Source organism: Psychroserpens algicola (assembly GCF_014526325.1).
Classification (GTDB): domain Bacteria; phylum Bacteroidota; class Bacteroidia; order Flavobacteriales; family Flavobacteriaceae; genus Psychroserpens; species Psychroserpens algicola.
This window is the reverse complement of record NZ_JACNMJ010000002.1, coordinates 46342-66874: the sequence shown is the minus strand read 5'-3', so window position 1 is coordinate 66874 and position 20533 is coordinate 46342. Positions and strand designations below refer to the sequence as shown.

Here is a 20533-nt window from a genome sequence, read left to right as displayed (position 1 = left end):
ATTCCTATTACTTTTATGATTTTAAAAATGTTAAGCTTAGTTAATTATAAGAATTTTGAAAGCCAAGATTTTGAATTTGACGCAAAAATTAACTGTTTTGTTGGTTCTAATGGTGTAGGAAAAACCAACGTTTTAGATGCCATCTATCATTTGTCCTTCGGAAAAAGTTATTTCAATCCAGTAGCAACCCAAAATATAAAACACGATGAAGATTTTTTTGTTGTGGATGGAATATTCAGTAAAAATGATAAAACTGAAAAAATAGTGGTGTCGCTAAAACGCGGACAAAAAAAAGTGATTAAGCGCAATAGTAAAGCTTATGAAAAATTTAGTGATCATATTGGATTTATTCCACTGGTAATAATTTCACCTGCAGATCGTGACCTAATTATTGAAGGTAGTGATACACGCAGAAAGTTTATTGACAGCGTTATTTCTCAAAGTGATAAAACTTACTTATTAAATCTTATAAATTATAATAAGGTCTTATCGCAACGAAATGCTCTACTTAAATACTTTGCGCTAAATAATACATTTAATGCACAAACACTAGAGGTCTATAATGACCAATTACACACTTATGGCAGTGACATATTTAAAACCCGAGACGAATTTCTCAAAACATTCATCCCAATTTTTAAAGCGCGTTATAAAGCCATAAGTAATGATAATGAAGTTGTTAATTTAAATTATAAAAGTGATTTATTTGAGGATGACTTACAATCACTTTTAGCAAAGCATATTAATAAGGATAAAGCCTTACAATATACAAGTGTCGGAATTCATAAAGATGATTTAAGTTTTGAAATTGAAACCTACCCTATTAAGAAATTTGGGAGTCAAGGTCAGCAAAAATCATTTTTAATTGCTTTAAAGATGGCACAGTTCGACTTTATAAAACAACAAAGTGGTGTGACGCCTTTACTATTACTGGATGATATTTTTGATAAATTAGATGAAAACCGTGTAGCTCAAATTATTAGTTTAGTGGATAATGATGATTTCGGACAATTATTCATTAGCGATACGCATGCAGATAGAACTGAAAGGATTATTAAACAAATTCATCAGTCGTATAAAATTTTTAAATTGTGAAAAAAATATTCGTTTTACTACTTTTAATAACATTGAACAGTTGTGCAGAATATCCTGCTACTTATATTCCTCATATTGCAGGTTACTGGGAAATAGAAAAAGTCACGCTCAATGATGGCTCAATAAAAGAATATACATTCAACGACACTATAGATTATATACAAATTACCGATAGCATGTCTGGTCTGAGAAAAAAATTAAAACCCAACTTAATGGGTACTTTTGAAACCTCAAAAAGCATGGAGATATTTAGTGTGTCAATTGAAAACGATAGTCTTTATATGCATTATAAAACACCTTACGCCAACTGGAAAGAGACTGTTTTAAAAGCTGATGAAACACAGCTAATTATTCTAAATGCCAATAAAGATATGTATCTTTATAAGCGATATAAACCTCTTGATTTAGAGTAATGGCAAAACGACACAATGACAATTTACCAATAAGTGAAATTCTTAAAGAATTTGTAGAAGCAAATAAGCTGCAATCTGGTCTAGATAAGGTTGATGTGAGAGAAGCTTGGGCAAAAATGATGGGAAATGGCGTAAATAATTATACTACCGACATCAAACTTGACAGAGATGTGCTTTATGTATCTTTAAGCTCTAGTGTGCTTCGTGAGGAATTAAGCTATGGCTCGCAAAAGATAATTGATATGCTCAACGAATCTATTGGAAAAACTGTAGTAAAAAAATTAGTCTTGCGGTAATTAAAAATCATTTCACTATCGATATTCCAAACCTATGAAATATATAAAACTCATTGCAACTCTGGTGCTAACTATAGTTGTTTTTTATTGCTTAAATACGAAGCTTGGTTCAGTTCCTCCTATTGGAAAATTTCTAGATCCTGTTGCTGGTGTCTGGCAAAATGATACTGATGAAATCATCGACGGTAACGTGTTGATTGAAGGCTTATCTGCTTCTGTAACCATTCATTATGATGAACAATTCATTCCACACATATTTGCAGAAAACGACGCCGACTTATACAAGGCTCAAGGCTATATCACTGCTAAGCATCGTTTATGGCAAATGGAATTTCAAACACATGCAGCTGCTGGACGCTTATCTGAAATCGTTGGTGAATCTGCTCTTAATTATGATCGTCAAGAACGACGACGTGGTATGGGTTTTGGTGCCGAAAAAGCTCTAGAAGTTATGCTAGATGATCCAGAAATATCAATTTATCTTGAAGCCTATCGTGATGGCGTGAATAGTTACATCAATAGTTTAGACATCAAATCTTACCCTGTAGAATACAAATTATTGGATTATAAGCCTGAAGCCTGGACGACAAAAAAAACAGCTTTGTTATTAATGTATATGACAAAAATGCTCGCTGGTGGCGATGAAGATTTAGAATATACTAATCTACTTCGCAAATTTGGAAAAGATCGATTTGATTTACTATTTCCGGATTTCTTTGATGTGAACGATCCTATCATTCCGAAGGAAACAGACTGGAGCTATATTAATGTTGATAGAACTAAAACACCGCAAAGCGAATTACCTTTAGATACTATCCGAGAAACCATTCAAAAACCTAATCCAGATAATGGAAGTAATAATTGGGCTGTGTCTGGAGCAAAATCGACAACAGGAAATCCGATTTTAGCAAATGATCCGCATTTAGGATTAAACTTACCTTCTATTTGGTTTGTGATGCAATTGAGTACACCTGAGCATACGGCAATGGGAGCAACTTTACCAGGAGCATTAGGTGTGATATCCGGATTTAATAATCATATTGCCTGGGGAGAAACTAATGCAACACGTGATGTGCTAGATTGGTATAAAATAGAATTTAAAGATGCATCTCGAACACAATATAAACATGATAACCAATGGAAAAACACCAGTGTTCGCGTCGAGAAAATTAAAGTAAAAGGAGCTGCAACAGTAGTAGATTCGGTAATTTATACGCATCATGGTCCTGTGACTTATGACCATACTTTTAAAAGTGACAATCCTAAGGCTGGCTATGCGATGCAGTGGATTGGTTTAATTGGTGGCAATAACCAACTTCCGTTTTTAGCTTTAAACAAATCTAAAAATTATGAGGATTATGTTAACGCCTTAAAAACGTATACAGCTCCTGCTCAAAACTTTGTCTTTGCATCTACCGAAGGTGATATCGCCATCTGGATTCAAGGCTTATTTCCAAATAAATGGAAAGGTCAAGGTAAATTTTTGATGGATGGAACAAACCCTGAACACGATTGGCAAAGTTTTATTCCACAAGAATTTAATGCACATGTTAAAAATCCTGAACGCGGTTTTGTGAGTTCTGCAAATCAACATCCTGTTGATGAAAATTATCCGTTTTATGTGTTTAATGACGGTTATGAAACTTACAGAAATAGAGTGATTAATGACTTTTTTAAATCTAAAGAAAAGTTTAGCATTGATGATTTTAAAGATTTGCACAATAACAATTACAACCTGAAAGCTGCAGAATTACTTCCGCATATGATAACATCGATGGATATTTCATTATTGACTTCGGAAGAACTAGAAATTTATAATCAGGTAAAATCATGGGATTTAAATAATGATATTGATCAAATTGGTCCTAGCATATGGACAGCCTGGTGGTCTAAACTTTATAATATGATTTGGGATGAGTTTGATTCTGAAGATGAACTATTAGTCACACCTTATGCTTATCAAGCTATCTATCTTCTAAAGAATCACCCTGAAGATTCATTCATGGACATCTTAGATACTCCTGAAAAAGAAACTGCCAATGATTTGTTTGTATTAGCATTTAAAGAGGCTGCTAAAACACTTACAGACTGGAAAGCTAAAAACGGAGATTATAACTGGCAAGCCTATAAAGGAACTCGTGTTGGTCACTTGCTTCAGGCTTTACCAGCGTTTTCGAGATTTGATTTACCTATTGGTGGTGATCGAAATATTGTCAATGCAACATCTAGTACGCATGGTCCCTCCTGGCGAATGATTGTTGAAATGAGCTCACCTCCAAAAGCTTTGGGTATTTATCCTGGTGGACAATCGGGAAACCCTGGCAGTAAATACTATGATAATATGATTGATGACTGGGCAGCCGGACGTTATTATGAGCTCAACTTTATGCAACATGTAAATTCTACCAGTGGACTAATTTCAACACAAACTTTAAATCCTTCAAAGTAATTATGAGTAAGCAAAACATTATAAACTTCGTTGTGACACTTTTACTGGCTTTAATTTTATCACAATTTTTGCCTTGGTGGTCTGTTATGGTTGCAGGATTTGTCTCTGCTTTATTTTTTAGTTTAAAAAAAGTTGCTGTGTTTCTAGTACCGTTTTTGGCTATTCTTGTATTTTGGTCTGTGCATGCTTTTATAATTAGTAGTGGCAATGATTTTACACTAGCCAAAAAAATAGCAGTGCTTCTACCCTTAGGAGGCAGTCCTTATCTACTAATTTTGATCACAGGTTTAGTTGGTGGCTTAGCTGCAGGAATTGCGGCTTTACTTGGTAAGCAATGTAGTGTTCTGGTAAAAGGTTAAATTGCAACCTGATTGATATATCCTATAAAAAAAGCGCATCCGATGGTTGCGCTTTTTTTATAATAATGTTTATAATACTTAAAACATCTCTCTTCCAGAGAAGTGAAAAGCACCTTCAATAGCTGCATTTTCATCACTATCACTTCCGTGAACAGCATTTTCTCCAATAGAGGCTGCGTATAATTTTCTAATAGTTCCTTCAGCAGCTTCTGCAGGATTTGTAGCACCAATTAAAGTTCTAAAGTCTTCAACTGCATTATCTTTTTCTAAAATAGCCGCTACAATTGGTCCGCGAGTCATATACTCTACTAATTCACCAAAGAAAGGTCTTTCACTGTGAACTGCATAAAACGCCTGAGCATCTTGAGTGGTCATTTGCGTTAATTTCATCGCTACGATTCTAAAACCTGAAGCTGTTATTTTTTCTAAAATTGCACCAATATTCCCTTTTTCAACAGAATCTGGTTTAAGCATGGTAAATGTTCTATTTGTTGCCATTTGTTTATTTTAAATTCGCTGCAAAAGTAATACATTTCTTTAAAAATTCAGTATAAACCATTATTAAAAAATTGTATCTTCGTCGTCTATGAATACAAACGACATTAATAGCATAAAATCGCTTTTAAGTTCTCCAAAAGCCATTGTAATTATTCCGCATAAAAATCCCGATGGTGATGCCATAGGATCTACTCTTGGTTTATATCACTATTTAAAAAAACGTAATCACAGGGCAACCATTATTGCTCCTAATGATTATCCCGATTTTTTAAAATGGATGCCTGATGAAGCTTCAATTCTTAAATATGACGCCAATACATCCCAATGTGATGAACTCATTACTAACGCAGAACTTATTTTTACTCTGGACTTCAATTCTTTGAGTCGTATTGGCCAGTTAGAAGAACCAGTTAAGATGGCTAATGGTATTAAAATTATGATTGATCATCACCAACAACCAGATGATTATGCTAAGTATACCTATTCGGATGTAAAGATGTCTTCTACTTGCGAAATGGTATATAATTTTATAGCCATGCTGGATGACATTGATAAAATTGATTCAGATATTGCTACCTGTTTGTATACCGGAATTATGACAGATACTGGATCCTTCCGATTTCCGTCGACAACAAGTGCAACGCACCATATTATAGGAAATCTCATTGAAAAAGGAGCTCGTAATTCTGACATCCACAATAATATTTATGATACAAATAGTTATGAGCGTTTGCAGTTATTAGGCAGAGCTCTTAGTAATTTAAAAGTGATTCCTGAATATCGTACAGCCTACATTACCTTATCTCAAGAAGAGCTTAATACCTTTAACTTCAAAAAAGGTGACACAGAAGGGTTTGTAAACTATGGTTTGTCTTTGAAAGGCATCATTTTTGCAGCTATTTTTATTGAGAATCATCAAGAGAATATTATAAAAATTTCCCTACGTAGTAAAGGGAGTTTTTCCGTTAATCAATTATCAAGATCGCACTTTGAAGGCGGTGGCCACACCAATGCTGCTGGTGGAAAAAGTGATTTAAGTCTAAGTGAGACTATTGATAAATTTATTAGTATATTGCCTCAATACAAACAAGACCTCAAAGCCTAATGAAAATTGTATATAAAGTTATAATAGTACTGTTACTAGTAGTAAGTTGTAAAACGCCAGAAGCGCGTCAACCAGAACAAGTACAATCGGGTTCGTTTATAAAAGAATCTGCCGAACGCAATAAAAAACTCAACGAAAGAGAGCGAAAACGTATCGAAGCTATTATTGCTCAAAACCCAGAATATGACTATAAAACTTCGGCAACTGGATTTTGGTATTATTACCATACCAAAGTAGAAAAAGACACCATTACACCTCAATTTGGTGACATTGTAAACTTTGACTACAATGTTAAAGATTTAAAAGGAATTACTATTTATTCTGAAAATGAACTCGGTAACCAAAATTATGCTATGGATCAGGAAGAGATTTTCACCGGACTTCGTGAAGGGTTAAAGCTTCTGAAGCCAAGTGAATCTGTTACGTTTCTATTCCCATCACAAAAAGCATACGGCTATTATGGAGATAATGAAAAAATAGGAACTAATATTCCGTTAATGGTCAAAGTCACAGTAAATTCAATAAAACAAAATCAATAAATCTAAATAAATAACTATGCAATTGATGAGCAGAACACTCCAAATTTTAACCTTATGTTTACTGGTAACAGTAACATCCTGTAAAGAAGAATATCCTGATTTAGAAGACGGTCTTTATGCCGAAATCGTCACATCTAAAGACACCATGGTCGCTAAATTATTTTATAAAAAAGTACCAGTAACAGTTGCGAATTTTGTAGCCTTAGCTGAAGGTAATCACCCAATGGTTAGCGAAGAATTTAAAGGAAAACCTTTTTATGATAGTCTAACGTTTCATAGAGTTATGGACAAATTTATGATTCAAGGCGGAGACCACACTGCTACAGGTAGTGGGAATCCTGGTTATAAATTTACTGCCGATTTTGATCCTAGCTTAAAGCATGACAAGGGAGGAATCTTATCGATGGCTAATGGTGGAGGCATTAATACTAACGGAAGTCAGTTCTTTATTACCGAAGTACCTTACCCTAGTTTGGATGCATACGATGCCGAAGGAAACTTAAAACCATGTGATCAACCACGAGTGAGTTGTCATTCAGTATTTGGTGAACTGGTAAAAGGTATTGAAGTACAAGATTCAATCTCAAATGTTAAAGTTGGTGCCAGAAATAAACCTTTAGAAAATGTTTATATCACTAAAGTTAATATCATTAGAAAAGGATCTGATGCCAAATCATTTAATGCTGCTAAAACTTTTGAAGAACAACTTCCAGTTGTTGAAGAAGAATTTGAAAAAATTAAAGAAGATGCACGCTTAAAAGCTGCAGAAGAGCAACGTATTCGTGAAGAGAAAACTGCTGAAGCTTCAAAAGCACTAAAGCCGATATTAGATGAATACAATTCTAAAGCGACAACTCTAGCTTCTGGTTTAAAAAAATATGTGATTACTGAAGGTACTGGAGTAAAAGTTAAAGAAGGTGATAAAGCCATGATTAGCTATGAAGGGTATTTTACTGACGGACGTTTATTTGACAGTAATGATCAATCTGTTGCTGAAAAATATGGAATGTTTGATCAAAGACGATTAGATGCTAATATGTACGGTCCTACAGAAATGCCTATACGTAAAGATGCACAAATGATTGCTGGCTTTAAAGAAGCTATCGCATCAATGAAAGTAGGTGAACGTGCATTTTTCTATATTCCATCTCACTTAGCTTATGGTGAGCGTGGACGTGGTGGTATCAAACCTAATACCGATTTGACATTTATTTTAGAAATGACTGGTATTGCAGAATAAACCTAAGAAACATTATTAAAAAAGCCCTAGCAAAATTATTGCTAGGGATTTTTTAATATGTATTAACCAAATAATTATTTCTTCGGAATGTGCTTTAAAATCTCTAAAACATAAGTCCAGTATTTCTGAGCAGAAGAGATTTGAGCGCGTTCATCAGGTGAATGAGCACCTTTGATATTTGGTCCAAAACTAATCATATCCATATCAGGATAATTTGTCCCTAATATACCACACTCTAATCCAGCATGACAAGCGGCCACGTGTGGTTCTTCTCCATCATTTAGCGCTTTATAAAGTGGCACCATTACTTTCAGTATATCCGAATCCATATTAGGTTTCCAACCAGGATAATCACCATCAAAACTCACTTCACAACCCGTAAGTTCAAAGGTTGCACGTAACATATTTGCTAAATCCCATTTAGAACTTTCCACCGAACTTCTCGTTAAACATCCAATTTTAATTTGTCCGTCTTTTACAATAACACGAGCTATATTATTAGATGTCTCTACCAGATCAGGAATATCAGGACTCATGCGATATACGCCATTCAAAGCTGCGTAAATAGCTCTTGTCAAACCTTCCTGAACACCTAAGTCCATTATATGCTTCGGTGTCTCAGTTTTAGTAATTTCAATTACTAGATCTGGTTCCATCGTTGCATATTCTAATTTGATTGCATCTCCAATCGTTTTCATTTCAGAAATAAAAGCCTCTTCATGAATTGCATCAATAGCAACAATAGCATTACTTTCTCTCGGAATTGCATTACGTAAACTTCCGCCGTCAATTTCAGAAATACGCAATCCGAAATTTTCGAAACCATCAAATAATAAACGGTTCATCAATTTATTTGCATTTCCTAATCCTTCGTGAATTTGCATTCCAGAATGTCCGCCTTGCAACCCTTTAACAGCAATTTTAAAACCCATTTTAAACTCTGGAGTTTCTTCTTGCTCATAAGTTCTTGTTGCAGTAACATCTACTCCACCTGCACAACCAACACCAATCTCATCATCTTCTTCGGTATCGAGATTTAAAAGAATTTCACCTTCAAGCAAACCGCCTTTTAGACCCATTGCTCCTGTCATTCCTGTTTCCTCATCAATAGTAAACAAAGCTTCTATTGCAGGATGAGGAATGTCGTTACTTTCTAAAATCGCCATGATAGTAGCAACACCTAATCCATTATCTGCACCCAAGGTAGTACCTTTCGCTCTCACCCAATCTCCGTCCACATACATTTCTATGCCTTGCGTATCAAAATCAAATTCTGTATCATTATTTTTTTGATGCACCATATCTAAATGCGATTGCATTACTATGGTTTTACGATCTTCCATGCCTTTAGTAGCAGGCTTCTTTATGATGACATTACCAACTTCATCTTCAATCGTTTCTAATCCTAAATTAGCTCCAAAATCTTTCATGAATGCGATAACACGTTCTTCTTTTTTTGAAGGTCTTGGAACAGCATTTAGATCTGCAAATTTGTTCCAAAGTTGTTTAGGTTCTAGTTGTCTTATTTCTGAGTTCATTATGTTATTTTTTAGTTTAGCAAAGGTACATTCTTTTTACTATTTTTGAATCATGCTGAAACATAAAAAGCTTATTCTTGCGCTATCTATTATTCCTCAGATTATTCTGCTGAACATACTGGCTTACTTTCCTGATTTTATAGAGACCGTATATAGTCAAAGCATATATATTTGGATTTCTAAGCTCATGCGTTATGTATTTGGATGGGTCCCATTTTCTGTTGGCGATGTACTTTACACCATACTAGGAATATATATTATCCGTTGGTTTATTTTAAACAGAAAACGAATACTAAAAGATACTAAAAACTGGTTTTTAGATGTGCTTTCTGCAATTTCATTAGGCTATTTTGCTTTTCATCTACTCTGGGCGTTTAATTATTATCGTTTGCCTTTGCATAAATCGCTAGGTTTAGAACATGATTATACCACCGAAGAATTAGTAGCGTTAACCAATCAATTAATTGAAAAAACTAATGCAATTCAGCTTAATTTAGCAGCAAACGATTCGACCATAGTTATCATGCCTTATACAAAAACTGAAGTCTTAAAAATGGTACCAGAAGGTTACGATAAGCTTTCTGAGGAATTCCCATATCTTTCATACCATCCTAGAAGTATTAAGCGCTCTATATATAGTTTGCCATTAACGTACATGGGATTTTCAGGATACTTAAATCCGTTTACTAATGAAGCACAGGTTGATGGTTTAATTCCAACATATAAATTCCCGACAACTGGAAGTCACGAGGTAGCACATCAATTGGGATATGCTGCCGAAAATGAGGCTAATTTTATCGGCAGTATGGCCGCTATGCATCATCCTGATATTTACTTTAATTATTCTGGGTATGCTTTTGCACTTCGCCATTGTTTGCATGAAGTATACAGGCGTAACCCAGATCTTTATGAAAAATTAAAAGATCAGGTGCATATTGGCGTTTTAAAAAATTATCAAGAAGTACGTGATTTTTGGGACAACTATCAAAATCCTGCAGAACCACTCTTTAAAGCAACCTACAGCAATTTTTTAAAGTCAAACAATCAAGCTGGTGGAATGGATAGTTATAGCTATGTCGTTGCGCTTTTAGTAAACTATCACAAAGCGCATCCTATCAATTAAAACGTTAAAAGCCAGATTAAGTTTAGATTTTACTTTCTTTATTCTTTATCTTTAGAAAGAATTATAAACCAACAATTTTATATGAATAAAATCAAGTTTGCAATTGCTATGTGCTTTTGCAGTTTTGCATTATTTGCACAAGACTATTTCCCCAAGAACGATGGTGTAAAAACCACAAATACCAATTACCAAGCATTTACAAACGCCAAAATTCATATCACACCTAATCAGGTTGTAGAAAATGGCACGCTCTTAATTAAAGATGGTAAAATTATAGCTTCGGGTAAACAAATCAGTATTCCCAAAAATACTACTGTTGTCGACTTAAAAGGTAAGAGTATCTACCCTTCGTTTATTGATATGTATTCGACCTTTGGCGTTAAAAAGCCTGAACGCAAAACTGGTCAAGGGAGAAGTCCTCAATACGAGCCAACACGCTCAGGTTATTATTGGAATGACCATGTCATGCCTGAAAATAAAGCCATCGATAAGTTTGAATTTGATAGTAAAGCTGCTAAGGAATTAATGCAAGCAGGATTTGGTGTCGTGAATACACATATTGAAGATGGTATCGTGAGAGGTAGCGGAACTTTAGTAGCTCTAAATATGAGCGATGGCAATGAGGCTCGTATATTAGATCCAGAGTCTGCTCAGTATTTTTCGTTTAGTAAAAGTGTAACTTCAAGACAATCTTACCCAGGATCAATAATGGGTAGTATGGCTTTATTGCGTCAAATGTATTATGATGCAGATTGGTATGCCAAAGGTAACAGCAAAACCAGAGATTTATCGTTAGAAGCTTTAAATAAGAATAAAAACCTTGTTCAAATTTTTGGAGCTGGAAGCCGATTAAATGCGATGCGTGCCGACAAAGTTGGTGACCTCTTCGGAATTCAATATGTGATTTTAGGAGGTGGTGATGAATATGAACGTATAAATGAAATTAAAGCAACCAATGCTGCTTATATCATCCCAGTAAACTTTCAGGATGCATATGATGTAGAAAACACCTACTTAAGTAGATCTTTATCCTTAAGTGATATGAGAGCTTGGAGTCAAGAACCTACCAATCCAATGGTACTCGATCAAAATGGCGTTCAGTTTGCATTTACAACTCACGATTTAAAATCACCTAAATCTTTTTTAGCTAATGTAAGAAAGGCTTTAGAGTATGGACTTTCAAAAGAAAAAGCTCTTGAAGCACTAACAGTAATACCAGCTAAACTGCTGGGTAAATCTTCAGATATTGGTACGCTTCAAAAAGGAGCTTACGCCAATTTTTTAATTGCTTCTGGTGATATTTTTGATGCTAAAACAACCATATATGAAAACTGGGTACAAGGCCATAAGACAGTTCTAGAAGATATGAATACAAAAGATATCCGAGGTGATTATGAGTTCAAACTAGCAGGAGAGTCTTACAAAATGACACTTAAAGGTGAATTGAGTAAACTTAAATCTGAAATCACTAGTGAGGGAAAAACCAGAGGTTCAAAAATTACATACGATAACGATTGGATAAATATTGCAATGACCACAAAAGACTCAACAGAACAAGAGTTCATCAGATTGGTAGCGAATGTCTCTGGTCAAAATTTACTCAATGGAAAAGCTGTTTTTCCAAATGGGAATGAAATGACATTTTACGGAACAAAAATAGAGTCTTCTGACGCTTCTTCTGAAGATAAAAAGGATGAGGACACTAAACTAAAACAGGCTACTCCTATCACCTACCCAAATGTAGCTTATGGGTTTGCTGAACAACCCAAAGCTGAAACGCTATTATTTAAAAATGCAACGGTATGGACTAGTGAAGCTGAAGGTGTTTTAGAAAATACCGATGTGCTTATCAAAAATGGGAAAATAGCCAGAATTGGAAAAAATCTATCCGATGGAAGTGCTAAAGTAATTGATGCTACAGGAAAGCATTTAACAGCTGGAGTCATTGACGAACATTCACATATTGCTGCAAGTTCTATTAATGAAGGCGGACATAATTCGTCTGCTGAAGTTACCATAGAAGATGTTATCGATGATGAAGATATTGATATTTACAGAAACCTTGCTGGTGGTGTTACTTCTATTCAAATTTTACACGGATCAGCAAATCCAATAGGCGGACGTTCGGCGATTATCAAGTTAAAATGGGGAGAACCAGCCGAATCAATGATTTATGAGGATAGTCCGAAATTCATAAAATTCGCTTTAGGTGAAAATGTCAAACAGTCAAACTGGTCTAGTTTTGAACGATTTCCACAGACCAGAATGGGTGTCGAGCAACTATATATAGATTACTTCAATCGTGCAAAAGCATATGATGAATTAAAGAAAAGCGGAAAGCCTTATCGCAAAGACATTGAAATGGATGTGATTGCAGAAATTTTAAACAAAGAGCGTTTTATTTCTTGTCATTCGTATGTACAAAGCGAAATTAACATGTTGATGAAAGTTGCAGACCAATTTGATTTCAACATTAATACGTTTACTCACATTTTAGAAGGATACAAAGTGGCAGATAAAATGAAAGAACACGGTGTTGGAGGATCAACGTTTAGCGACTGGTGGGCTTATAAATATGAGGTTAATGATGCCATTCCGTATAATGCTGCCATTATGCATAACGCAGGCGTCGTTGTGGCGATTAATAGTGATGATGGTGAAATGTCTCGCCGATTAAACCAAGAAGCCGCAAAATCAGTTAAATATGGAGGCGTTAGCGAATTAGATGCCTGGAATTTTGTAACTCTTAATCCAGCAAAGCTATTACATATAGACGACCGTGTTGGAAGTCTTAAAGTTGGTAAAGATGCTGATGTTGTTTTATGGACAGATCATCCTATGTCTATTTATGCTAAAGCTGAAAAAACGATTATTGAAGGTGTTACCTATTTTGATTTAAAGCGCGATGAGCAATTACGTGCTCAGATAAAGCAGGAAAAAGGAGAACTGATTAATCAGATGCTAAAAGCAAAAAACAAAGGTTTAAAAACCCAGCCGATTAAAAAGACTGAAAAAGATCAAATGCATTGTGATTACTTAGACCATGCACAACACTAAACTTATAACTATGAAAACAATACATATATATACATTGGTTACTGCCTTTTTAAGCATAACCTTAGGATTTTCACAACAAACACCAGCACCAAAGCAGAGTAAAACGATTGCCATAACTGGTGCAACTGCTCATATTGGAAATGGCACTGTTATCAATAACAGTATCATCATTTTTGAAAATGGAAAGCTTATCAATGTTGCAGATATGGCTAATGTAAAACCAAACCTTCAAGGGATGGAAGTTATCGATGCTAGTGGCAAACATGTGTATCCTGGTTTCATTATTCCTAATTCAACCTTAGGATTAGTTGAAATTGATGCCGTTAGAGCTACAGATGATGATGCAGAATTAGGAACTTGGAATCCGCATATAAGAAGTTTAATTGCTTATAACGCAGAATCTAAAGTTGTAGAGTCTATGAGACCTAATGGTGTTTTGTTAGCGCAAATCACGCCACGTGGCGGACGTATTTCTGGAACCTCATCTATTGTACAACTAGATGCATGGAATTGGGAAGATGCCGCAGTTAAAAACGATGATGGTATTCATATGAACTGGCCCAGTAATTTTACACGCGGTCGTTGGTGGCTAGGTGAAGATCCTGCAATGAAAGCCAATAAAAATTATGACACTCAGGTATCTGAAGTTGAGGATTGGTTTAAAGGCACTAAAGCTTATATGAATGGCAGCAAATCTCCAAAACATTTGCCATACGAAGCTACAAAAGGTGTATTAGATGGAACTAAAACCTTATATATTCATGTAGATGACGAGAAAGGCATTACTGATGCTGTAAACTTCTCTAAATCACATGATATAAAATCAACTGTTATTGTTGGCGGATATGAAGCTCATAAAGTAGCAGATTTGCTAAAGAAAAATAAAATTCCTGTTTTATTACAACGTGTTCATACAAGACCAAGTCTAGCAGATGATGATTATGACATGCCTTTTAAACTGGCAAAATTGCTAACCGACAAAGGTGTTGTAGTGGCTTTGGAAGCCAGCGGACAAATGGAACGTATGAATTCACGAAATCTTCCATTTTATGCGGGAACAACTGTAGCTCATGGATTAACGAAGGAGCAGGCATTACAACTCATTACACAAAATCCTGCAAAAATATTAGGTATTGATGAGCACTATGGGACGCTAGAAGTTGGTAAAAGTGCAACACTTTTCATTAGTGAAGGTGATGCGCTTGACATGAGAACCAATATCCTGACGCATGCCTTTATAGATGGGCGTTTGTTGAGTTTAGAAACGCATCAAACTGAATTATGGAAACGCTACTCTAAAAAGCTTGAAAGCAACGATTAATACGTTAAATAAATGACTAAAATAGACCTGTATGTTGTACAGGTCTATTTTTTATAACTTATTCTATAACCTTGGCGCCTTCCGGTTGTTTAAAAAGTGAAGCGTCTGGTTCATTTTCTGAAACTGTTACATCAGTAAATTCTACAGTATTACGTTTTTCAGTTGGCACACCATTTTCATATTTATACCAATCTATACTTTTGGGTAATTGTACTCCGTTTAAATTTTGCCAGTTGTTATACCTGATATAACGGAAATCACTACTTTTTCCATCTTTTCCAAAAGTGACTGTATAAGCAAGCCATTCCATTTGGCTGGTTTCAGGATTGTAGTAAATAATGTATTGATCGTCTGGTGACTCTCCCACTCCTGCCTCATAGGAAATTAGAATTCCGGGATAGCTTTTTCCTTCAAACACTAAAGGTTCAGCTGTTTCATATAAAACACCATCATCACTTACTATAAATGGCATAGCATAAAAATACATCATCAAGCCTTTATAAAATTTTGCGTTGCCTGTGTAGGCATTACCATCTTTTTCATTAACCCATAATGTTTGTCCATCAAATCCAGATGTATACGTAGGTGTATCAATACGCTCTGCTCTACTTTTTAAATGTGTTGTAACAACTTCTTTTCCATTGGGTTTTTCGATAGTAAAGGACAAATGCTTCATTTGCTTCCAGATATCAACTCCACCATGAGCATCAAATACCTTTGTGATATTTTCTGGATATGTACTGGTTGTGACATCTAATTCGGTTTTAGAATAATCTACAGACTCTACTTTTTCAGATTTTGGATGGTCTTTACATGATGCAAAAATTAACAGGATAATTAATAGTAAACTTTTTAATTTCATTGGTTTTAAGTTTTGATTTTGTGCTTAGACGACAAAAGTGCTTATAATTTACAAAAAACCTCAGTATATTTTACTGAGGTTTTTTCAACTAAATATTTCGATTTGGACTATTCTATTACAAGTTTCTTAACCCGTGTTTTAGTGTTTGCTGTTAATTTTACAAAATACATTCCGCTTTGGAAATCTGAAACATCAATAGTATAAGTATTGACTTCGGAAATGTTCTCCTCCAAGATTAATTTCCCCTGAAGATCGAAGATATGAAGTCTTACACTTTCTGAATTATTTGAATTTAATGCAATTGTAACTACATCTTTTGCAGGATTTGGATACAAATCAAATGTTGTAAAAACAGTATCAGAGACTGATAAACTTTCGGCTACAAACTCAGTATCAAAACGATTTGTAATCACAGGAGCATTATAGTCAAAATATATTGCAGCTGTATTAGGAATAATGTCACCAATGGCATATCCAGCTTTTGGTTTAATTCTAAAATAAACATAACCTTGACTGCCTTCTGCATCATCCTGTTCGGCAGGCAAATTGATATCTTCAAAATACCATTCTAAATCCGAATCTGTTCGCGTTACCACATAATCGTGACTAGAACGAATCATTTGGAATGTTGCTTCATCCAATTGGCTGTCTAATGCATCCTCTATTCTAATAAAAGTTGCAGCAGCAGTTCCTAGGTTTTGAAAACGGATGGTATAGTATAAATATTCGTCAGAACTTACAAAATCGTCATATACAATTCGCGGACCATGGCTTTCCATTTTATCATTTGGATCCCATGAGCCAACAACTAATTCGGATAATGTTGAATAATTATTAATGCTCACAAGATCATTAGAATCTGTTATATAAGTTGCTGTATTGGTCACTATATCTCCTAATGCCACTGTTGAAGGACAGGTTAGCGAAATGTAAATATCTTCGGAAGCTCCTGGAGACAAATTAACAAAATCAACTGTAAATCCAGAAGCCGTCGTATTTACTGTATAGTTAGGATTCACACTAATGACACCATTAAATATGAGTTGACTATCTGTTGTAAACTCTACAGTTCCAGAAGGAATTGTTGTAAAGCCTAAATTTTCTAACACAAGAATATTCTCATGTGTAAATCCAGGTCTTGGTGCAATCCATGGATTAATTAAATAGACAGCTAGATCTTCACAGCTTTGTTCTTCAGTCACAGGAAAATCGATGGTAACTGTCGTTCCTGTTGCAACCGAAATATCATTAAATACAGGTATTGTCACATCATAACAACCTGCCGATTCTTCATAAGGATTGAATGTAATATCATAGGTGTCGTTTTCATTTCCACTAATGATTTGTAAACTTCCTGTCGACGAACTTACCGTATTAATATTTCCGTCGTTATTAATTTCATAGGTAAAATATCCATTACTGAAATTAACTTCATTGGTATCAAAAAGAGTATTTAAATTACTATCTACAAAGGCATTAAGTTGAATAAATCCTACTGAAGACGCACAAAATACATCGAAGTCAAATTGTTCGGTACAACATGTACTTCCACTTTGACAACTAATACTGCCATCACTATCAAAAACCACTGATATGGAAGAACCAACTGAATTATAAGTCAATCCGGTAAAGCTACCCGAATTACCATATGGAAGATCAGAATTTAATACTGTACCATCAGAATCTATAATAGAAACTTCGTCAAAGTTCACTTCGGTTGCTCCTGCATTAAATACCAGTGTTAATGGTAAACCATCACTACTTTCAAAATGAAATTCGGTAGTATCATAATTTCCGTAACAATGCGTCGTATTTATAGCACCTGAATTACAGTCGATAAGTTGATTAGGATTTGGTCGTGTTGTAAAACTTTCTTCAGTACAAGACTCGGCATCACCATTATCATTATAAGGTATTATTGTTACGTAATAAGTGACTTCATAATCTAAAGTTTCTAACTCATAAGTAAGCACATTACCGACATCTAAATGGTCTATAATTTCTGTACCTCCTGCAGTGATTCCAACAGATAATTTATAACCATTTACTACTCCAGATGAAGCCGTCCAGGTCAAATCTGTATGTTCATTGACATTAGTTTCACCGTTTTCTGGAGTCGTTAACACTGATGTACAATTTGGTAATGCGTTTGGATCAACACAGCTTACATCATAATCAATAGGTATAAAATTTTGATTTGAACAAGCTATAATATCATCAGAATCTACATAAATCGTAATAGAACTTCCAGAAGAAATAAATGACAGTCCGGTTAAATCTCCATTATTACCATAGGTTGTAGCTTCAGGATTTAAATTGGTGGTTCCATCTGAATCTAACACATACAATTCATCCCAACCAAATTCTACTTGACCTGCATTAAAAAACACCTGTAAAGGAGACCCATCAGAACTCGAATACGTATACTGAGTTGCATCATTAAGTTCGTAGCAATAGCTTGTATTAACTGGGTCCTCTCCACATACAACAGTTATAGGACAACTTTCACCAATCAAATTAAAACTGGTATAATTAAAACAAGAATCACTGAGATTATTAACGCGAACATATATAGTTTGCGGATTGGTTATTGCACTATATTGACTAGGATTAGTGATAATATTAGTCTGATTGAAAAGGTCATTTAAATTGGTATAAAAAGTAACAGATACGGTATTAGGGTCAATTCCATTTAAAACTTCTGGAATAACACTTGTTAAATCATAAACACTATTTGTTGGTCCACAAGCAATAAGATCCTGAGGTTGAACGATGGTTACTGAAGTTCCTTCTATAACTTCTACTGTAGTCGTAGTAGAGTCACAATCTGTATTAGAATCGGTAACTGTAACGGTGTATGTACCAGCTTCAAAAACAATAATTTCTGGATTGGTATCACCTGTGTTCCATAAATAAGTATATTGTCCGCTTCCTCCATAAACATTAGGCGTTAAAACAATTTCACCATTATCACAAATGGTATAAGGTTCGTTAAAAACAACTTGCGGACTTAGATAAAAGTTAACAAAGATTTCCACTATGGTGAAACTCCCAGATTGGTTATCAGTAATTCTCACATACACTACTGAAGAATTTCCACTTACTGAATACGTTTCAGGATTGACGATTGGATTAATTTCATTTTGAGCATCGTTTAAAAGCGTATAATATTCAAATGTATATCCAGAAGTATCTTCACCATAAATCATATTAGAGGCTTGACTAGTTAAATCATACTCTACAGGTATATTTGGGTCTTCACCACAAACAAAGACTTCAACAGAGGTTGCATTAACACAGTTTACGTTCACAACTAATTCTAAGGTGGTAATCGCAAAACAATCTGTAGAATTTGAAGATACTCTTACAAATAAGGTTTGATTAAACACTGTAGTATTAGTATATATATAATCTAGTGTATTAGTATTGTTATTTGCATCTGATTGTGTTTCATGAAAGGTAACTAATAACGTAGGATTATCATTTCCGTCTAAAATACTAGGGATACTATTTGATAAATCAAAAGTTGCAAAGCCATCACTATCGGTATCACAAATTTCTAATACAGATGGAGTCGCCAAGCCGTCAAAATTTAAATTTATAACTTCGAAATCGGCTACGGTTGAACATTCACCATTAATATTATAAACGAACAATGTGTAAACGCCTTGTTCAAATACTTCTAAGAATGGTTCATTTTCATTTGGAATTATAAAACCGTCTAAATACCATTCGTGTACATAATTAGGATCATAAAGCCCTGAATCAACTATAATACTTGATCCATCACAAATTTCATAATAGGACTCTATTGTTGGCTGTGGTATAAAATCAACGATGAGATCAAATGAGGTTTGCGCTATATTACCAGTAGCATTTTCTAGTACTGTAACATATATGGTTTGCGGATTAGAAAAATTAGTAAATGGGCTGGATAAGGCGTTAACCTGAGTATCGGCATCTGCCTGCGTTAGGTAATAACCAACAGAGTAAGATGACGGATTTAATCCTCCTAAAATTTCGGCGTCTTTTAGTGTTAAATCAAAATCATAAAAGCCATCACCATCAAAATCACAAACGATAAAATTTGAAGGTTGATTGATTGAGAAATCCTGCACTTGACAAATTACTTCTGCTAACCATCCAGTTGTCGTTCCCGAACTATCACTTACAAAATTAAGTGTTAAACACCCTGTAGCATTATCTGCAGCGATGTATTGCGGACTACTAGTTCCTGAATAAGAACCAATTAACGGACTATTTACTGAATCACCATCATATATACTTAGGACATCTGCATCTAGTTGCGTAGAAAATTCCATGAAGTTAATACTCACATAATTACTATCCTCTTGCGGACATAATGTTAAGGTCAAATTTTCATTGCTCTCATAATTTGCATTAGAACCTCCAGAATCTGTCAACAAGAAGTTGCATTCGGTCCAGGAACCACTTTGCATGGTAATTTCCTGTGAAAAGCTAAAAAAAGAAAAAAGAAGGGCAAAAAGCGGAAATAGTAATTTCAATTTCATAGAAAAGAGTTTTGGTTAGTTTAATAATCAACACAAATGCGTCAATAGTATAACAAGTAAATTTAGAATTCTCCTACCTCTTTAAAAGATTCTATAAAATTCTTAA

At 34.7% G+C, this 20533-nt stretch carries 15 protein-coding genes; 11 read left to right on the top strand and 4 right to left on the bottom strand.

From position 1 onward, the window contains the following. Positions 1-15: 15 nt before the first annotated feature. The 5 genes from recF to H7350_RS06100 are packed head-to-tail and all read left to right on the top strand — an operon-like array spanning position 16 to position 4612. Positions 16-1095: a DNA replication/repair protein RecF gene (recF, locus tag H7350_RS06120; protein ID WP_204345018.1), complete on the top strand. Its 1080-nt coding sequence runs from the start codon at positions 16-18 to the stop codon at positions 1093-1095. Further along, complete coding sequence (locus tag H7350_RS06115; RefSeq protein ID WP_204345017.1) at positions 1092-1508, top strand: lipocalin family protein; 417 nt, start codon at positions 1092-1094, stop codon at positions 1506-1508. Before recF ends, H7350_RS06115 begins: the two co-directional genes overlap by 4 nt. Beyond that, entirely contained in the window at positions 1508-1804 is a 297-nt protein-coding gene (locus H7350_RS06110) for a DciA family protein (protein ID WP_204345016.1), read from the top strand. Before H7350_RS06115 ends, H7350_RS06110 begins: the two co-directional genes overlap by 1 nt. A 34-nt stretch (positions 1805-1838) precedes the next feature. Next, positions 1839-4253, top strand: coding sequence for a penicillin acylase family protein (locus tag H7350_RS06105; RefSeq protein WP_204345015.1), 2415 nt, complete (start codon positions 1839-1841; stop codon positions 4251-4253). A gap of 2 nt (positions 4254-4255) precedes the next feature. Then, on the top strand, positions 4256-4612 hold the full coding sequence (locus H7350_RS06100; RefSeq protein WP_204345014.1) for a hypothetical protein: 357 nt from the start codon (positions 4256-4258) through the stop codon (positions 4610-4612). A 78-nt stretch (positions 4613-4690) separates the two neighbouring features. Here H7350_RS06100 and H7350_RS06095 read toward each other — a convergent pair whose 3' ends face one another. Further along, positions 4691-5110 (bottom strand): nucleoside-diphosphate kinase, encoded by a 420-nt coding sequence (locus H7350_RS06095; RefSeq protein WP_204345013.1) that lies wholly within the window; start codon positions 5108-5110, stop codon positions 4691-4693. An 88-nt stretch (positions 5111-5198) separates the two neighbouring features. Here H7350_RS06095 and H7350_RS06090 point away from each other — a divergent pair, with 88 nt between their 5' ends. From H7350_RS06090 to H7350_RS06080, 3 genes are read left to right on the top strand one after another with little or no spacing between them, the layout of a single operon-like run. Then, positions 5199-6215: a DHH family phosphoesterase gene (locus H7350_RS06090; protein WP_204345012.1), complete on the top strand. Its 1017-nt coding sequence runs from the start codon at positions 5199-5201 to the stop codon at positions 6213-6215. Beyond that, complete coding sequence (gene gldI, locus H7350_RS06085; protein WP_204345011.1) at positions 6215-6754, top strand: gliding motility-associated peptidyl-prolyl isomerase GldI; 540 nt, start codon at positions 6215-6217, stop codon at positions 6752-6754. Before H7350_RS06090 ends, gldI begins: the two co-directional genes overlap by 1 nt. Positions 6755-6779: 25 nt before the next feature. Next, a complete protein-coding gene (locus tag H7350_RS06080; RefSeq protein ID WP_235989281.1) occupies positions 6780-7994 on the top strand; it encodes a peptidylprolyl isomerase in 1215 nt (404 codons plus the stop codon). A 74-nt stretch (positions 7995-8068) separates the two neighbouring features. Here the strand turns inward: H7350_RS06080 and H7350_RS06075 are convergent, their stop codons facing one another. Continuing rightward, positions 8069-9532 carry an aminoacyl-histidine dipeptidase gene (locus H7350_RS06075; protein ID WP_204345009.1) on the bottom strand — a complete coding sequence of 488 codons (1464 nt, stop codon included), beginning with the start codon at positions 9530-9532 and terminating at the stop codon, positions 8069-8071. Positions 9533-9584: 52 nt separating this feature from the next. Between H7350_RS06075 and H7350_RS06070 the strand changes: the two genes are divergently transcribed. From H7350_RS06070 to H7350_RS06060, 3 genes are all read left to right on the top strand, one after another. Next, a complete protein-coding gene (locus tag H7350_RS06070; protein WP_204345008.1) occupies positions 9585-10655 on the top strand; it encodes a DUF3810 domain-containing protein in 1071 nt (356 codons plus the stop codon). A gap of 81 nt (positions 10656-10736) precedes the next feature. Continuing rightward, positions 10737-13712, top strand: coding sequence for an amidohydrolase family protein (locus tag H7350_RS06065; protein ID WP_204345007.1), 2976 nt, complete (start codon positions 10737-10739; stop codon positions 13710-13712). Positions 13713-13722: 10 nt separating this feature from the next. Then, a complete protein-coding gene (locus tag H7350_RS06060) occupies positions 13723-15033 on the top strand; it encodes an amidohydrolase family protein (protein WP_204345006.1) in 1311 nt (436 codons plus the stop codon). Between the two features lie 58 nt (positions 15034-15091). On the opposite strand, the gene H7350_RS06055 is transcribed toward H7350_RS06060, so the two are convergent. Both H7350_RS06055 and H7350_RS06050 read right to left on the bottom strand, forming a co-directional pair. Continuing rightward, positions 15092-15895 (bottom strand): DUF6503 family protein, encoded by an 804-nt coding sequence (locus tag H7350_RS06055; RefSeq protein ID WP_204345005.1) that lies wholly within the window; start codon positions 15893-15895, stop codon positions 15092-15094. Positions 15896-16002: 107 nt separating this feature from the next. Beyond that, on the bottom strand, positions 16003-20427 hold the full coding sequence (locus tag H7350_RS06050; RefSeq protein WP_204345004.1) for a DUF7619 domain-containing protein: 4425 nt from the start codon (positions 20425-20427) through the stop codon (positions 16003-16005). Positions 20428-20533 lie beyond the last annotated feature (106 nt).

What these genes read in the sequence shown, in the direction of transcription:
- recF (WP_204345018.1), top strand. Translation starts at nt 16, where the DNA reads ATGATTTTAAAAATGTTAAGCTTAGTTAATTATAAGAATTTTGAAAGC.
- H7350_RS06110 (WP_204345016.1), top strand. Translation starts at nt 1,508, where the DNA reads ATGGCAAAACGACACAATGACAATTTACCAATAAGTGAAATTCTTAAA.
- H7350_RS06105 (WP_204345015.1), top strand. Translation starts at nt 1,839, where the DNA reads ATGAAATATATAAAACTCATTGCAACTCTGGTGCTAACTATAGTTGTT.
- H7350_RS06100 (WP_204345014.1), top strand. Translation starts at nt 4,256, where the DNA reads ATGAGTAAGCAAAACATTATAAACTTCGTTGTGACACTTTTACTGGCT.
- H7350_RS06095 (WP_204345013.1), bottom strand. Translation starts at nt 5,110, where the DNA reads ATGGCAACAAATAGAACATTTACCATGCTTAAACCAGATTCTGTTGAA.
- H7350_RS06090 (WP_204345012.1), top strand. Translation starts at nt 5,199, where the DNA reads ATGAATACAAACGACATTAATAGCATAAAATCGCTTTTAAGTTCTCCA.
- gldI (WP_204345011.1), top strand. Translation starts at nt 6,215, where the DNA reads ATGAAAATTGTATATAAAGTTATAATAGTACTGTTACTAGTAGTAAGT.
- H7350_RS06080 (WP_235989281.1), top strand. Translation starts at nt 6,780, where the DNA reads ATGAGCAGAACACTCCAAATTTTAACCTTATGTTTACTGGTAACAGTA.
- H7350_RS06075 (WP_204345009.1), bottom strand. Translation starts at nt 9,532, where the DNA reads ATGAACTCAGAAATAAGACAACTAGAACCTAAACAACTTTGGAACAAA.
- H7350_RS06070 (WP_204345008.1), top strand. Translation starts at nt 9,585, where the DNA reads ATGCTGAAACATAAAAAGCTTATTCTTGCGCTATCTATTATTCCTCAG.
- H7350_RS06065 (WP_204345007.1), top strand. Translation starts at nt 10,737, where the DNA reads ATGAATAAAATCAAGTTTGCAATTGCTATGTGCTTTTGCAGTTTTGCA.
- H7350_RS06060 (WP_204345006.1), top strand. Translation starts at nt 13,723, where the DNA reads ATGAAAACAATACATATATATACATTGGTTACTGCCTTTTTAAGCATA.
- H7350_RS06055 (WP_204345005.1), bottom strand. Translation starts at nt 15,895, where the DNA reads ATGAAATTAAAAAGTTTACTATTAATTATCCTGTTAATTTTTGCATCA.
- H7350_RS06050 (WP_204345004.1), bottom strand. Translation starts at nt 20,427, where the DNA reads ATGAAATTGAAATTACTATTTCCGCTTTTTGCCCTTCTTTTTTCTTTT.